This window comes from Terriglobus aquaticus (genome assembly GCF_025685415.1).
GTDB classification, from domain to species: domain Bacteria; phylum Acidobacteriota; class Terriglobia; order Terriglobales; family Acidobacteriaceae; genus Terriglobus; species Terriglobus aquaticus.
The window spans coordinates 657,575-671,334 of record NZ_JAGSYB010000001.1 but is presented as its reverse complement, the minus strand read 5'-3'; the positions used below and the strand labels follow the sequence as shown (position 1 = coordinate 671,334).

The 13,760-nt window shown below is 62.1% G+C and carries 14 protein-coding genes; 5 read left to right on the top strand and 9 right to left on the bottom strand.

Annotated elements, in window-relative coordinates; genetic code table 11:
* Window positions 1-31: 31 nt before the first annotated feature.
* Window positions 32-700, bottom strand: a complete 669-nt coding sequence (locus OHL12_RS02930) for a YdcF family protein (protein ID WP_263412343.1) — start codon at window positions 698-700, stop codon at window positions 32-34.
* A 5-nt stretch (window positions 701-705) separates the two neighbouring features.
* Window positions 706-1,350, bottom strand: a complete 645-nt coding sequence (locus OHL12_RS02925) for an L-threonylcarbamoyladenylate synthase (RefSeq protein ID WP_263412342.1) — start codon at window positions 1,348-1,350, stop codon at window positions 706-708.
* 125 nt (window positions 1,351-1,475) lie between these two features.
* Between OHL12_RS02925 and OHL12_RS02920 the strand changes: the two genes are divergently transcribed.
* Together OHL12_RS02920 and OHL12_RS02915 are read left to right on the top strand one after the other, a co-directional pair.
* Complete coding sequence (locus OHL12_RS02920) at window positions 1,476-2,255, top strand: TrmH family RNA methyltransferase (protein WP_263412341.1); 780 nt, start codon at window positions 1,476-1,478, stop codon at window positions 2,253-2,255.
* On the top strand, window positions 2,255-3,586 hold the full coding sequence (locus OHL12_RS02915) for a replication-associated recombination protein A (protein WP_263412340.1): 1,332 nt from the start codon (window positions 2,255-2,257) through the stop codon (window positions 3,584-3,586). Before OHL12_RS02920 ends, OHL12_RS02915 begins: the two co-directional genes overlap by 1 nt.
* A gap of 11 nt (window positions 3,587-3,597) precedes the next feature.
* Here the strand turns inward: OHL12_RS02915 and OHL12_RS02910 are convergent, their stop codons facing one another.
* From OHL12_RS02910 to lnt, 5 genes are all read right to left on the bottom strand, one after another.
* The gene (locus OHL12_RS02910) at window positions 3,598-5,805 is read right to left on the bottom strand and encodes a protein-disulfide reductase DsbD family protein (RefSeq protein ID WP_263412339.1); all 2,208 of its coding nucleotides are present in this window, start codon (window positions 5,803-5,805) and stop codon (window positions 3,598-3,600) included.
* Between the two features lie 50 nt (window positions 5,806-5,855).
* A complete protein-coding gene (locus tag OHL12_RS02905; RefSeq protein WP_263412338.1) occupies window positions 5,856-6,257 on the bottom strand; it encodes a CoA-binding protein in 402 nt (133 codons plus the stop codon).
* Window positions 6,254-6,745, bottom strand: coding sequence for a DinB family protein (locus tag OHL12_RS02900; RefSeq protein ID WP_263412337.1), 492 nt, complete (start codon window positions 6,743-6,745; stop codon window positions 6,254-6,256). The genes OHL12_RS02905 and OHL12_RS02900 overlap by 4 nt, the downstream gene beginning before the upstream one ends.
* A 71-nt stretch (window positions 6,746-6,816) precedes the next feature.
* A protein-coding gene (gene prfB / locus OHL12_RS02895; protein WP_263412336.1) for a peptide chain release factor 2 occupies window positions 6,817-7,945 on the bottom strand; the annotation gives its coding sequence in 2 pieces (ribosomal slippage) (window positions 6,817-7,875 and window positions 7,877-7,945; 1,128 coding nt in all).
* Window positions 7,946-7,989: 44 nt separating this feature from the next.
* Window positions 7,990-9,624, bottom strand: coding sequence for an apolipoprotein N-acyltransferase (lnt, locus tag OHL12_RS02890; RefSeq protein WP_263412335.1), 1,635 nt, complete (start codon window positions 9,622-9,624; stop codon window positions 7,990-7,992).
* Between the two features lie 64 nt (window positions 9,625-9,688).
* Here lnt and OHL12_RS02885 point away from each other — a divergent pair, with 64 nt between their 5' ends.
* From OHL12_RS02885 to OHL12_RS02875, 3 genes are all read left to right on the top strand, one after another.
* The gene (locus tag OHL12_RS02885; protein ID WP_263412334.1) at window positions 9,689-9,850 is read left to right on the top strand and encodes a hypothetical protein; all 162 of its coding nucleotides are present in this window, start codon (window positions 9,689-9,691) and stop codon (window positions 9,848-9,850) included.
* Between the two features lie 191 nt (window positions 9,851-10,041).
* On the top strand, window positions 10,042-12,333 hold the full coding sequence (locus tag OHL12_RS02880) for an APC family permease (protein ID WP_263412333.1): 2,292 nt from the start codon (window positions 10,042-10,044) through the stop codon (window positions 12,331-12,333).
* Between the two features lie 94 nt (window positions 12,334-12,427).
* Window positions 12,428-12,676 (top strand): hypothetical protein, encoded by a 249-nt coding sequence (locus tag OHL12_RS02875; protein ID WP_263412332.1) that lies wholly within the window; start codon window positions 12,428-12,430, stop codon window positions 12,674-12,676.
* Window positions 12,677-12,732: 56 nt separating this feature from the next.
* On the opposite strand, the gene OHL12_RS02870 is transcribed toward OHL12_RS02875, so the two are convergent.
* On the bottom strand, window positions 12,733-13,353 hold the full coding sequence (locus OHL12_RS02870) for a class I SAM-dependent methyltransferase (RefSeq protein WP_263412331.1): 621 nt from the start codon (window positions 13,351-13,353) through the stop codon (window positions 12,733-12,735).
* Window positions 13,354-13,393: 40 nt separating this feature from the next.
* Window positions 13,394-13,738, bottom strand: a complete 345-nt coding sequence (locus OHL12_RS02865; RefSeq protein WP_263412330.1) for a bactofilin family protein — start codon at window positions 13,736-13,738, stop codon at window positions 13,394-13,396.
* Between the last annotated feature and the right edge of the window lie 22 nt (window positions 13,739-13,760).

Genomic DNA, 13,760 nt, shown 5'->3' with positions numbered 1-13,760 from the left:
CCGCGCGTGGGCCAAGTGAGGCGGAGTCGCGTTACAGGTCTTCCCTGCCTTGGAGCCAGCGGTGCACGAAGCTGGCCTGCAAGTGGAACCGTAGGGCGGTGTAGCTGAGCATTTCGTGGAGGACGCGTTTGCGCCGCTCGGTGGCGGAGATGGTGCCGAAGGTGGAACGCGGCGAGGTGTGCACATCCAAACCTTGTTCGCGGCAAAGCTCGGCGATGCGGAAGAGGTGGCTGGGGTCGCTGACGACCACGACGGAGCGAAGTCCGCGAGCGCGAGCGATGTCCGCCAGCCGCTCGGCCTGCTGCTCGGTGTCCACGGATTCGGTTTCCGCAAGGATGTGGTCGTACGGGATGCCGCGCGCGAGCAGGTAGTCCCGGCCCACCGCTCCCTCGGTTTGGGTGGAGTGTTCATCGCCGCTGCCTCCCAGAACGATGACGAGCGGGGCGATCTGGCGCTCATAGAGCGAAACGGCATGTTCCAGCCGGGCGTGGAACACCGGGGACGGGTGCCCCACATACTGCGCCGCGCCGAAGACCGCAATCGCGTCCGAGGGGTGAGCGTCGTCCACACGGCCGACCTGATCGATTTGGTGGTACAACCAGGCGAACCATCCGAAAGCCGCGCAGAGCACGAGCAGGAACAGCGTGCCCAGCAGCGACACGCGACGCTTGCGGCGGTCCGGTCTGCGTGCGCCTCTCATGAGAGCTACCGCTGGAGCGCCAGAGCGATGGCGTGGGTAGGGATGGCACCCTGGCGGAGGATCATCCAGGAGTTGCCGCCGCCGCTCAGGTCAACGATGGTGGTGGGCACGGAATGAGCGGTGGGACCACCGTCCACGATAAGAGGAATCTGGTTGCCAAGCTGATCGCGAACACAGCCGGCCCAGGTGCACTCGGGCATGTTGCGCAGGTTTGCAGACGTAGCCGTGATCGGCAGACCGAGTTCCTGCACAACGGCGCGCGGAATGGGCGCCTCGGGAACGCGGATGGCGACGTTGCCGGTGTAAGCGGTGACGCGCAACGGCAGACGGGAGCCCGCCTTGACGACGATGGTGAGCGGACCGGGCCAGAACTGTTCGGCGAGCGTGTCAAAGGCGCCGTCCAGGTCGCGGGCCACCTCGTAGGCCTGTGCCGTTTCAGCAAGAAGCAGGCTGAGCGGCTTGTGGCGTGCGCGGGTCTTGATCTCGTAGATCTGTTCCACGGCGCGGAGATTCACTGGATCGACGGCAAGACCGTAGAAGGTATCGGTGGGGAGCGCTGCTACCTGGCCGGAGCGGATATGCTCGGCGACGTAACGGACGAGATCGGCCTCCGGCTCGTCGGGGTGCATGCGCAACAGTTCAGCGTTCAACAGGGTTCTCCAGCTTGCCTTAGAGCCGCAGCGTAGCACAGCCGGGGGAGCAGTGCCGGCTTTGGCGGGCTGCGGAGGTTGGGCCGAATCCGAAAGCTGTAACGGAGCGCAGTAGAATCCGAGGGATGCCAGCGGTGATCACCAGCCGACAGAACAGCAGGGTTCGAGCGCTGCGAGCTGCCCTGGCCGGCCGCGGCGAGGATGGCGCGATCGGCGTCGAAAGTCCACACCTGGTGCGCGAAGCCCTGCAGACGCACGAGGCTGAAGTCCTGGCCGTTTTTGTTCGCGAAGACCGGACTGAGTTGCTGGCGGACCTGCCCGCGGAGATAGAGCAAGTGGTTCTCTCGCGAGAAGTGTTCGCGAGTGTGGCGGCAACGGAACATTCGCAAGGTATGGCAGCCCTGGTGACGCGGCCGACGATGCGATTCCTGCCGCGACCCGGGCAGTTGTTGCTGTTACTCGACAAGGTACAGGATCCTGGGAATGTGGGGACGCTGGTGCGTTCGGCGGAGGCGTTTGGCGCGGCGGCGGTACTGGCCACGGAGGGAACGGCCGACGTCTGGAACGGCAAGGCGCTGAGGGCGTCAGCCGGTGCGGCGTTTCGGATGCCGGTGGTTCGGTGGAGCGAGACCCTCCGCGCTGCGGTGCAGAAGCTGGGAACGAGGATGCTGGCAGCGGTGGCCGATGAGGACGGAGCGCTGGCGGCGACGGATGCCAACCTGGGTGGCGGGTGTGTGCTGGTGATCGGGAATGAGGGTCGGGGAGTTTCGCCAGAGCTGCTGGCTGTGGCGGATGGCCGCATCACCTTGCCCATGGCTGGGCCGACCGAAAGCCTGAACGCAGCGGTCGCGGGGTCGGTGCTGCTGTACGAGGCCGCTCGGCAGCGGAGAGCCGGAGCGCGCTGATGGGGCTGTTTGACACGGGGGTGAGCGCAGCGGCAAGTGGGCCCGGGAGGAACGCTCCACTTGCAGAGCGGATGCGGCCTCGGTCGCTGGAAGAGTACGTGGGTCAGGCGCACCTGGTGGGTGTGGGCAAGCCGCTGCGGTTGCAGATTGAGCGTGATGAGCCGGGGTCGATGATCTTCTGGGGGCCGCCGGGGACGGGCAAGACGAGCCTGGCCAAGCTGATCGCGACGACGGCGCACGCCAGCTTCGTCGAGTTCAGCGCGGTAACGAGCGGGATCAAAGAGATCAAACAGGTGATGGCGGATGCGGAGCGTGCGGCATCAATGGGTGCGCGCACGATCCTGTTTGTGGACGAGATTCACCGCTTCAACCGCGCGCAGCAGGATGCGTTTCTGCCCTATGTGGAGCGAGGTGCGCTGCGTCTGATTGGCGCAACAACAGAGAACCCATCCTTTGAGGTGAACGGGGCGTTGCTGTCCCGCTGTCGCGTGTATGTGCTGCAGCCGCTGAGTGAGGACGACCTGCTGGGGCTGATGCAGCGCGCGCTTGGTGATGCGGAGCGGGGGCTTGGCGCGCAGGGCGTGAAAGCGGACGAAGATGCGTTGCGCACCATCGCGGAGTTTGCGAGTGGCGATGCTCGGTATGCGTTGAACGCGCTGGAGAGCGCCGCGGCGCTGCTGCGTGGGAGAGGTGAGACTCGGCTAACCAAAGAGATCGCGGCCGAGGCGTTGCAGCAGCGTGTGCTGCTGTATGACAAGAGCGGCGAGCAGCACTACGACCTGATCAGCGCCTTGCACAAGAGTGTGCGCAACAGCGATGCGGACGCGGCGCTGTACTGGCTGCGAAGGATGCTGGCTGGCGGTGAAGACGCGATGTATGTGGCGCGGCGGCTCATCCGGATGGCGGTCGAAGACATCGGGCTGGCGGCGCCGGAGGCGTTGAACCTGTGCCTCAGCGCGCAGCAGGCAATGCATCTGCTGGGATCGCCGGAAGGTGAGTTGGCATTGGCGCAAGCGACCGTCTATTTGGCTCTGGCGCCCAAGTCGAATGCGGTCTATCGCGCCTGGAGCGATGTAGCGGCGGATGTGGAAAGTACTGCGGCAGAGCCGGTTCCGCTGCACCTGCGCAATGCACCCACAAAGCTGTTGAAGGCGCTGGATTACGGCAAGGACTACCAGTACGCACACGACGTTGAGGGCAAGGTTGCGGCGATGCAATGCCTGCCCGGCTCACTGGAGGGCCGGCGGTACTACGTGCCGACCGAGGAAGGCCGGGAGCGGCAGCTTGCGGCCCGGCTGGCCGAAGTCCGACGTCTGCAGGGTCGCGAGTAGCCCAGCAGCACCTACTTCGCTGCGTCTTTCTGGATCGCGGCGAGGACGACGGACTTCGTCAACACTTCCGGCAACACGTCGGGCTTGGCACTGGTTGAGCCCGGGTAAATAACGTAGGTTGGAACTCCGCTTCGGCCGATGGCTGAGAGTGCGTTGGTGATGCCCGGATCGTACTGCGTCCAGTCGGCACGCATGAGGACGAAGTTGCTCTTCTGCAGAGCGGATTGCACTTCGTCGGTGTGCAGAACGAGCTTTTCGTTCACCTGGCAGCTCAGGCACCAGGCGGCGGTGAAATCGACGAAGACGGACTTGCCGCCAGCGCGCGCCTGGTCGAGTGCTGCTGGAGTGAAGGGCTGCCACTTGCTGGATGCGCCCCCGCCGATTTGCATCGCGGCCTGGCCGTGCTGTGCAAGTTCCTGCGGTGTGGGACGCAACGCGAAAGGCAGAGCCACGGCTCCGGCAAGGAAAAGCACCGCTGTGATGGTGGCAGCTCGACTCCGGGGCCAGCGACCGAGGATCCAAGCGCCGATCGACAGAACGAGCAGGGCGACCAGCAGCATGGCTGCCTGATCCACACTGCTGAACGGGTCGCCCGACCCGAACAGCCGGCCGTACAGGTAGACCAGCCAGATGACTGTGAAGTACAGCGGAATTGCGGTGATCTGCTTCAGGGTCTCCATCCACGCCCCGGGCTTAGGCAGCCAGCGCATGAGAGATGGAAAGAAGGTGAGAGCGAGATACGGCAGTGCGAGCCCGAGCGCGAGCGCGGTGAAGACCAGCAGCGTCACGATCGCAGGCTGCGAGAGGGCGTACCCGATGGCGACGCCCATGAACGGGCCAACGCACGGGGTAGCCACGACCGTGGCAAGAACTCCCGTGAAGAACGAGCCGGCATAGCCCTGCTTGCGGGTGAGCGAATCACCCGCGGAGGTGAGGGACAGTCCGAGTTCGAAGACACCACTCAGCGAGAGAGCAAAGAAGAACAGCAACAGCGCGAGAACGCCGACGAAGCCGGGCGACTGGAGCTGGAAACCCCAGCCGAAGCGTGCCCCGCCGCTGCGCAGCGCCAGCAAGACCGCGACGATGGCCCAGAAGGAAGCGACGATGCCGGCCGTGTACACCAGGCCGTGGGCGCGGGAGCGCTGCCGATCTTCGCCGCTGGACTGAACCAGAGACAGCGCTTTGAGGAACAGCACTGGAAAGACGCACGGCATGAGGTTCAGGATGATGCCGCCCGCGAAGGCTAGAGCCATCGCGGTGAGCGCGGTGACCTCGCCGGCGCCACTCGAAGCAGAAGCGCCTTGCGGGTGCGCAGCGCTGTCTGTAGCAGCAGGCATTGCGACGGCGCCCGGAGCCACGTCTGCCGTGATCTGGTAGCTTTCGTCCTCGTTCAGCTCCACCACGCCGTGGATCTGCTTCGGTGCCGGTGTGTTGGGCAGAAGCGTGAGATAGATGCGCGCACCGTCGGGCAGTGAGTCAATGGGCTGATCTGCGTTGTCCTGCAGGAGCTGTTCGTCGAGCGGGTAGAACTCCGCGTCGGTTTCGTGGGTGCCGGTGAGGAACGTCAGCGCGATGTGCTTGCCGTCGGAGACGGCGTGCGCGGAGAAGCCCTGTCGAGGCTGCTCAGGAATGTGCTTTAGCGCGTTCGCAATCGGACCAACCTGAGTTCCCTGCTGCGCGACAGCGGTGCCGGCGGGCACCAGGTGGAGGTCGATGCCGAGGTCCGCAGTGCCGGGAACGCACTGTTCACGGCAGACAAGCCACTTCAGGTGACCGGAGAGGTGGATGGTGCCGTCTTTGCCGGGCTTGGCGTTGGGCGCGGCATGAACAACGAAGGGGTACGTGACGTTGTCCTCGTACCCGTAATCGACGGCACCTTGGAATGGCAGACGCGTGGGCTGGGGAAACTGGAGATCATCGGCCGTGATGCCCTTTGGCAGAGACCAGTCGACGGAAGGTGGAAAGCCGGCGAAACCAGCGTTCTTCCAGTAGATGTGCCACTTGTCTTCCAGCGTGAAGACGAAACCGAGCGTCTGCGTTCCGCCCGCAGCGATGTCGGGCCCGGCGCTGACCAGTTCCACCGTGAGGTGGTCAGCTTTGATGGGGCCTGGGCCGCCGTTGCCGTAAACCGCCTTTTGGGCGCGGGCCGAACACGCCACACTCAGCACGAGGAGCAGCAAGAGCGTGACGATGTATTTGCCGGCGGCGCGAAAAGGCATGATTTTTAGATGATAGAAGGTGCCGGATGGTGCGGGCGACCTGGAAGAGGCTAGAAACGCTGCATCCGATGCTCGACCATGATGCAGCGGTCCATGACGACCGAGATCCCGTGAGCCTCGGCGTGCTGCGCTGCCTCACGATGAAGGATGCCCTGCTGGACCCAGAGTTGTGTGAGACCCAGCGCGATCATCTCGTCCACGATGGCCGGGATGTAGCGGGGCAGGCGGAAGACGTTGACGAGCTCGGGCGTTTCAGGCAGTGCCGTGAGTGAAGGATAGGCCCGCTCCCCGAGCACATGGTCGAGAGAAGGATTGACCGGCAGGATGCGACAGCCGGCCGACTGCATGTAGCGGGAAACGTAGTGGCTGGGTTTGGCGGGATCGTCGGAGAGACCGATGACCGCGATGGTGCGGGCTGCCAGCATGCGACGGATTGTGTCCGGTTCGTTCATGCAGACTTCCACTCTCCTAGCAACCGGCGCACCGTGACGATTTCGCCCAGATGGTAGGCGTTGTGGTCGGCGATGAGCAAGGCCTCGCGAAGCAAAGTTTGTCCCTGCCCCCATGGGAATGGCGTGGTGAGGTCGCCGGCTTGCAGCAAAGCTTCAAAGCGCTCGCGGTCGGTTCGAATCTGGTCGACCGCTTCTTGCCACGCGGACTCATGGGGTGGGGTGGGAAGCTTCGGCCAGTAATCGTCGGGCCACGCCATGGGCTTGTAGGTGTTCGCGGCGTTGTCGCTGAAATCAAGAATGTCACGCTGCGCGATGCGGAGGTGTTCCAGCAATTGCCAGGCGGAGTACGGCAGCCCGGGCGGGACGATGCCCTGCTTTGCGAAGGGCAAATCCGTGACGGCGTCGTCGAAGGAGACGTGGGCCTGACCGCCATCCAGCAGGGCGGTGATCTGTTCAAGGAGGGCGACGCGCAGCGGATGTTCGCTCATACCCACTTGGATGCGCCCCGGCGGCGGGCCTATCCGGCAGAGACCCAGAAGGTTAGCCCGCCTACGCCCTGCTAATCCTCGGTATCGTCGATCGGCGCGGGGATGTTTCCTTCGCGACGCATCTTGAGGTAGCCGCGAATGAACGGCGCGAGCCCGCCGTCGAGGACCTTATCGACGTCGCCCGACTCCACTCTGGTTCTGAGGTCTTTCACCATGCGATAAGGCTGCAGCACGTAGGAGCGGATCTGTGAGCCGAAGTTGATGTCGAGCTTGGAGTCTTCCAGCTTCTTGGAGGCTGCCTGCTTCTTTGCGAGCTCGTACTCGTAGAGGCGCGAGCGGAGCATCTTCATGGCCTTTTCGCGGTTCTTGTGCTGCGAGCGCTCGTTCTGGCAGGCGGCCACGATGCCAGTCGGTAGGTGGGTAATGCGGACCGCGGAGTCTGTGGTGTTGACGTGCTGGCCGCCCTTGCCGCCGGAACGGTAGGTGTCGGTACGGAGCTCATCGGGCTTGATGTCGATGACGATGGAGTCATCGATTTCTGGCGAGACAAAGACTGAAGAGAACGAGGTGTGCCGACGCTTGGCAGAGTCGAAGGGCGAGATACGGACCAGGCGATGTACGCCGGTTTCTCCGCTGAGCATGCCGAATGCGTTTTCGCCAGAGATGGTGAAGGTGGCAGATTTGATGCCGGCTTCGTCGCCATCCTGGATCTCGTTGATCTCCGTTTTAAAGCCCTCGCGCTCGGCCCAGCGCAGATACATCCGCATGAGCATCTCTGCCCAGTCCTGCGATTCGGTACCGCCCGCGCCCGGGTGGACGGTGACGATGGCGTTGAGAGCGTCGCTCTCGCCGGAGAGCAGGGTGCGGGTTTCGAGGGACTCGGCGAAGGCCTCGGTGTTGTGGATTTCGGATTCCAGTTCGGCTTCGACGTTTTCGCCCTCGCGAGCCAGGTCGAAGTAGGCTTCGACGTCGGCGGCGCGGCGCTCGAGTTCCCTGTCTTCACTGAGGAGAGACTCAAGCCGCTTGCGTTCGCGCATGAGTGGCTGCGAACGCGCTGCGTCTGCCCAGACTGCGGGGTCGGCAATCTGCTGCTCTACGGAAGCTAGTTCTTTCTCAAGGCGGGGACGGTCAAAGATACTCCCGCAGTTCGCGAACGCGGTCGCGAACCGGGGAGTAGGCGTACTCCAAATCCGTAATCATCTGTTGTTAGTAGAGCAGCGCGGCCGCGAGTCAGCAAGTCAGAGTCAGTGATCCCGGAACGGGCCTCGATGAGCTCCCGCCGCGCATACCGCAAGAGCGGCAGCCGTGAGTGCAACACAGAGCCAAGCGAAGAGATCGCCATGCCGCGTGTAAAACGTGGACTCGTTGGTGAAGGCGAACGGGAGCATAGCCGCCAGGCGCTGATGACGCGGAGCGGTGGCGCGGATGTTTCCATAGGGATCGATCGACTCGGTGATGCCGGTGTTCGTGTCGCGTAACATCCAGCGCCGATTCTCGATGGCTCGCATTCGCGCCATGTTGCTGTGCTGAAACGGCGCGCTGGTATCTCCGTACCAGCCATCGTCGGACAGGTTCACCAAGACGTCGGCTCCCTTGGCTACGAGCTGGCGAACTTCGTCAGGAAAAATGGACTCGTAACAGATGAAGACGCCATAGGTGTGGCCTGCCGCGCGGAGTGGAATGCGCCGGGTGCCGCGGTCAAATGTACCTACCTGTTCGGTGAGGCCGCCGGCAAACTGAAACAGGTCTGCGTATGGAACGAACTCGCCGAAAGGCACCAGGTGAATCTTGTCGTAACGGGTTTGGAGGCCCTGCGCGGTAAACAGGCCGGCGGAGTTGTACATCCGCAAGCGCCGGGGATTTGCCGGGTCCCGATCCACTGCGTTGCTGTCCGCGATCACCGGGGCGCCGCTGCTCCGGGCCAGGCCTGTCAGGGTCGTCTGCAGCAGGGGCTCGTGCACTTCCCACGGTGTTGGCGCCTCTGGCCAGAGGATTACGGCAGCGCTGGGAGTTGCGGAGGAGCGCAGAGCGTCCGTAGTGAGACTGGCGAGCTGCCGTTCTAACGGCACGGCGGAAAGATTCGGCTGCGGTGAGGGATCCAGGTTCGGCTGCACGGCGATGGCCTGTTGGTCGGCCTGGGGTCGCGGCGCGTGGTGAATCCAGCCAGCCACGATGCTGACGAGGGCCACAAGGGATGCCACTGCCAGAGCGAGCCCTGGTTTGTTGTCGCGTGGGCGCGGATGGGGCTGATCTCGTGTCGCTGATGTTTCGGAGCCTGAGGCGAACGAAACAAGCGCGAGCGCGAAGGCAGCATTGATCCAGGCGATGAGGAAGCTGATGCTGTAAATGCCTGCGAATGGCGCCAGGCCAGTGAGGGCGGCATTGTCTACCTGGGAATATCCGAGTAGATCCCAAGGAAAGCTGGTGACGCGAGCGCGGGCGAGTTCGACGGCAACCCAGGTAGCCGCGAGAGAGAACGAGAGAAGCAGAGGGTGCAGACGGACGGTGAAGCGCCGTAGCTGCAGGACGGCAAGAGCACCGAACAGTGCGTGGTACAGACCGAGGTACAGGCAAAAGAGCACGAGCACGATGGCCGCCATGGGCGCGGACAGGTTGCCGTAGCGGTGCATCGTCTGGAAGATCCAGTAACAGTGGCCCAGGTACCAGAGAACCCCGCAGAGATAGGACCATAGGGTCGCCCGAAGAAGCTGGCGAGGTGCTGTACGCGAGAGGACGCACAGCAAGTAGAACCACGGGAGGCATGCGATCCAGGCAAGTTGCGCGCGGGCGACGGGCAGCGGTCCTGCAATGGGAAAGATGGCCGTCTGCATGGCTGCCGACAACAGAACGAAGGCCGCGAATGGCAAATGGCGTCGCATCGCCGGGAGTCTATCACCGGGAGATGCCGTGACACTGCCGATTGCGTGGCGATACACTGATTACATGCTTGAGATGGTGATGGCGCTGCTGCGGAGCATTCTGGTACCGCTCTTCATCGTCGGCATGGTCGGATCGACGGTGGTGGTCGCCATCACGTTCGTGCATGATGTGATCGACTTTGCGGCTGAGGACGAGCCCGGCACGGCGACTGACCCCCGAGGCTGAGTCGCGGAGCCGCTTCGGTTGACTGAGCAGAAGCATGGACGCTATTCTTCTCTTTGGGTGTTGGTTTGATCCACGAACAGAGTGGGCGCTGACGCACAACCAAAACAATGGCGTTTAAACGCAACCACGCTGTTCCTTCCTCCCTTCCAGCAGAGCCAAAGCGAGTTCGGTTGGTCGTCGCGTCCTCCGTGATGCTGACGTTCATTTCGTTCTGGCGCGCCGCGGCGATTGTTCTGAATGATCTGGGCTCGTCCGCTTTCTACGCAGGCGGTATCGCAGAAGCTGCCGTAGGCAAAGCCGCTCCGTGGTTCATTCTTGGCGTGATGCTGTTCGCGTATTCGGTGCGCGCCGTGTACGTGGAAAGTTGTTCCATGTTTACGCGCGGCGGCGTGTATCGCATTGTGAAAGAAGCCCTGGGCGGCACCTTTGCCAAACTCAGCGTTTCTGCACTGATGTTTGACTATGTATTGACCGGCCCCATCTCAGGTGTGTCGGCGGGCCAGTACATCGTGGGATTGCTGAACGGGTTGCTGGCGCAGATGGCAAGCTCGCCACGCTTCAATCACCTGTTGCTGAACGCGGCCGGACAGCCGCGACAATTCAACGTCAATGTGACGTCAGCCTTCATCGCCCTAGTGATAACGGTCTATTTCTGGTGGCAGAACACCAAGGGTATCGAAGAGTCGAGCGAGAAGGCTCTGACGATCATGAAGATCACGACCGTGATGGTTGTGGTGCTACTGCTTTGGGGCGGATACACGGTGCTGCATATTGGAGCTCACCTGCCGCCCTTGCCGACGCCGGCAAACCTGAGGTTCTCGAACGAAGCTCTCGGCTTTCTGAAGCACACCAAGTTTGCGCACACGCTCGGACTGTTCGGCATCCTGATGGCTTTCGGGCACTCCGTGCTGGCCATGAGCGGCGAAGAATCGCTGGCCCAGGTGAACCGCGAGATTCAGCACCCAAAGCTGAAAAACCTGAAGCGGGCCGCGTTCATCATTGCGGTGTACAGCACAGTGTTCACCGGCCTAGGTTCCCTGCTGGCCGTGATGATCATCCCGGATTCGGTGCGAGTGAGTCAGTATGGCGATAACCTGATCGCTGGCATGGCGATGTATATGGTTGGCCCGCTGGGCCTGCGAATCGCCTTCCGCATCTTCGTCGTGATCGTCGGGTTCCTGATCCTGGGTGGCGCTGTCAACACGGCCATCGTTGGTTCAACTGGCGTGCTGATGCGCGTGGCTGAGGACGGTGTACTCACCGACTGGTTCCGGAAGCCACACAAGCGATTTGGCACAAGCTATCGCATCGTGAACCTGGTCGCGTTGATGCAAATCTTCGTGATCCTGATCACGCATGGCGATGTGCTGCTGATTGGCGAGGCCTACGCCTTTGGCGTGATCTGGAGCTTCACCTTCAACGCCTTGGCGATGTTGGTGCTGCGCTGGAAGTACAAAGGGGAACGTGGGTTCAAGGTACCGCTCAACCTGCGTATCGGAAATCAGGAGATACCGATCGGCCTGATGGCGGTATTCCTTGTGCTGCTGACGACCGCCATCGTGAACCTGTTCACGAAGCAGGTTGCGACGGTAAGCGGCATCGTTTTCGCGATTGCGTTCTTCGTTATCTTTTCGTTGTCCGAGCGGCATAACAAGCGGCGCTCCAAGGTCACGGAACGACAGATGAAGGAGCACTTCCAGCTCGGTCATGCAGAAGAAGTCGGCCGCGCCGACTTGGCGATCCGCTCTGGCGGTGTGCTGGTGACGATGCGCGACGCGACCACCCCGCATGCGCTGAAGTGGGCCTTGGCGAGGACAGATACAGACGAGCAGGATCTGGTGGTTCTGGCCGCCCGCATGATGGGAGCCGGTGGTCCTGAGTATGTGGATGCTTCAGAGCAGTTGTTCAGCGAACACGAACAGATGCTGTTTACCAAGGCAGTGTCGGTTGCGGAGAGTTTCGGGAAGCACATTTCCCTATTGGTAGTTCCTGCGGGAGATATCTTCGCTGCGATTGTGCGGACTGCAAACTCACTGGATGCGGCGGCAGTGGTCTCGGGGCTTTCCACCAAACTGACCGCGCAGGAGCAGGCGTTTTATGTGGGACAGGCGTGGGAAAGCCTGCCGGAACCTAAGCGCCAATTTACCTTCTATGTGATCCCGCCTGCGGGTGACGCGGAAAGCTTCCACATCGGTCCGCACGCTCCGAGTATTCCGGCGAGCGACGTGCAACTGGTCCACCGGCTGTGGCTGAACTTTCGCCGTGACGCAAATATGGAGCACCTGCATCACTCGGACGTGGTGTCATACGCACTTACCCGGTTGGCAAGTGACTTCGCCGCCGATCGTGCAGGCACCCTGCGAGAGTTAGAAGAGAACATTCTGCACGAGAAAGAACGTCGCGGTCTTGGCTTACCTTCTCGGTTTGAAGAGGATGACCAGGAAGAATCTCCCGGGTATTCCCTGGCAGAAACTCGAAACTAAGAGGACCGCTCACGTAGTAAGCTGAAGCAGTTCAATCAATCCGCATAGCATCAACATGCTTGCGGTCAATCAACCCGGTAGGGGGAGTGTAGCCTTGGAAGTCAGCCGTATCATCGCGGAGATCGACGCACAGATCAGTAAGTTGGAGCAGGCAAAGGCTCTGTTGCAAGGCACGAGCACCACCAACACTGGGCGCAAGGGGCCCCGCAAGAACGCCGGACCAGCAGCTCCGGCAGCAGCCAAGAGCGGAGTGAAGAAGAAGCGCAACTTGAGTGCGGATGCCCGCAAGCGGATCGCCGAAGCGCAGAAGCGGCGTTGGGCCGAACGGCGCAAAGAGAACTAGCGCTGGACAGTTTTGGAAGTACAAAGGCCGCCCGAACAGTGGGCGGCCTTGTACTTTCATCGGTTCACCAAAATTTCACGGAGGTTGTCTTTCGCCAGGAAGAAGCGATACGTCGAGTACTCATGCAGCAATGTTTCCATCTGACGGTTGGTGTAGATGTTCTGGACGGCAAGGCCACTGACTGGTTGAACATCGACCTGCTCGTCCTCACGCAGGTGGTAGCGATGGAATCCCGTTTCCGGCTTCACGTGGCCGAAGACAAGCAAGCGACCACCGGGCGCCATCACGGCATGAAGCCTTTCGAAGAGAGGACCCACCAAGCTCTTGGGTAAGTAGTCGGCCACATCCCAAAGCAGCACCACGTCAAAGAGGCGACCCGCAACGGGCAAGTTCGCGTCCAGGAAAGCTGCGCTGTCGAACTCCTCGCCCGGCTCTGCATCGGAACGGATCCAATTCGAGCTCTGTGCCTCACCCGCGAGGTCAGCCATGTAGATGCTGTGTCCCCAACTGGTCAGCAGGTTGATATTGGTGGACGATGTGGGTCCGATGTCCAAGACCCGGAGACTTTCCTGCTCGTTGAGGAAGGTGCGCAGCGTGGCCCAGCCGCTGGAATGACGTGGGATACGCTGCCTGGATGGATCGGAGTTTCTTGCCTCTCCCCCGCCGAAGAATCGCATAGGTCCTTAGAAGTAAGTATGGCCAGGGTGGATGGCCGGTCTAACCGCGGCCATCCTGGCCAGTAAGGCTGATACGGCCACGGACTGACGCGCTCTCCTCGACAGAGAAACGGGCAGCAACGATGTCGCCGATCAGCTCGCCGTTTTGGCGAATCTCGACCCGGCCGGTTGCCTCTACGGGGCCATGCTGGCGGCCCAGTACGACCAGATCCTGCACATAGAGCTCCGCATTGACCTCAGCGTTCGGTCCGATGATGAGCCGACTGCCGGAGAGGCGAATCGTGCCGTCGATCTTGCCGTCGACATAGAGTTCTTCCGTGCCGGTGATGTCGCCCTTGAGTTGCACGGACTTTCCGATGACTGTGCTGCCTTCCGATGGTTTCACGTTTGCTCCTGAGCGGCTAGCG

Excerpts from the sequence above, each read along its gene's own strand:
- OHL12_RS02870 (WP_263412331.1), bottom strand. The coding sequence starts at position 13,353 with ATGCGATTCTTCGGCGGGGGAGAGGCAAGAAACTCCGATCCATCCAGG.
- OHL12_RS02930 (WP_263412343.1), bottom strand. The coding sequence starts at position 700 with ATGAGAGGCGCACGCAGACCGGACCGCCGCAAGCGTCGCGTGTCGCTG.
- OHL12_RS02880 (WP_263412333.1), top strand. The coding sequence starts at position 10,042 with ATGCTGACGTTCATTTCGTTCTGGCGCGCCGCGGCGATTGTTCTGAAT.
- OHL12_RS02900 (WP_263412337.1), bottom strand. The coding sequence starts at position 6,745 with ATGAGCGAACATCCGCTGCGCGTCGCCCTCCTTGAACAGATCACCGCC.
- OHL12_RS02910 (WP_263412339.1), bottom strand. The coding sequence starts at position 5,805 with ATGCCTTTTCGCGCCGCCGGCAAATACATCGTCACGCTCTTGCTGCTC.
- lnt (WP_263412335.1), bottom strand. The coding sequence starts at position 9,624 with ATGCGACGCCATTTGCCATTCGCGGCCTTCGTTCTGTTGTCGGCAGCC.
- OHL12_RS02885 (WP_263412334.1), top strand. The coding sequence starts at position 9,689 with ATGCTTGAGATGGTGATGGCGCTGCTGCGGAGCATTCTGGTACCGCTC.
- OHL12_RS02905 (WP_263412338.1), bottom strand. The coding sequence starts at position 6,257 with ATGAACGAACCGGACACAATCCGTCGCATGCTGGCAGCCCGCACCATC.
- OHL12_RS02915 (WP_263412340.1), top strand. The coding sequence starts at position 2,255 with ATGGGGCTGTTTGACACGGGGGTGAGCGCAGCGGCAAGTGGGCCCGGG.
- OHL12_RS02920 (WP_263412341.1), top strand. The coding sequence starts at position 1,476 with ATGCCAGCGGTGATCACCAGCCGACAGAACAGCAGGGTTCGAGCGCTG.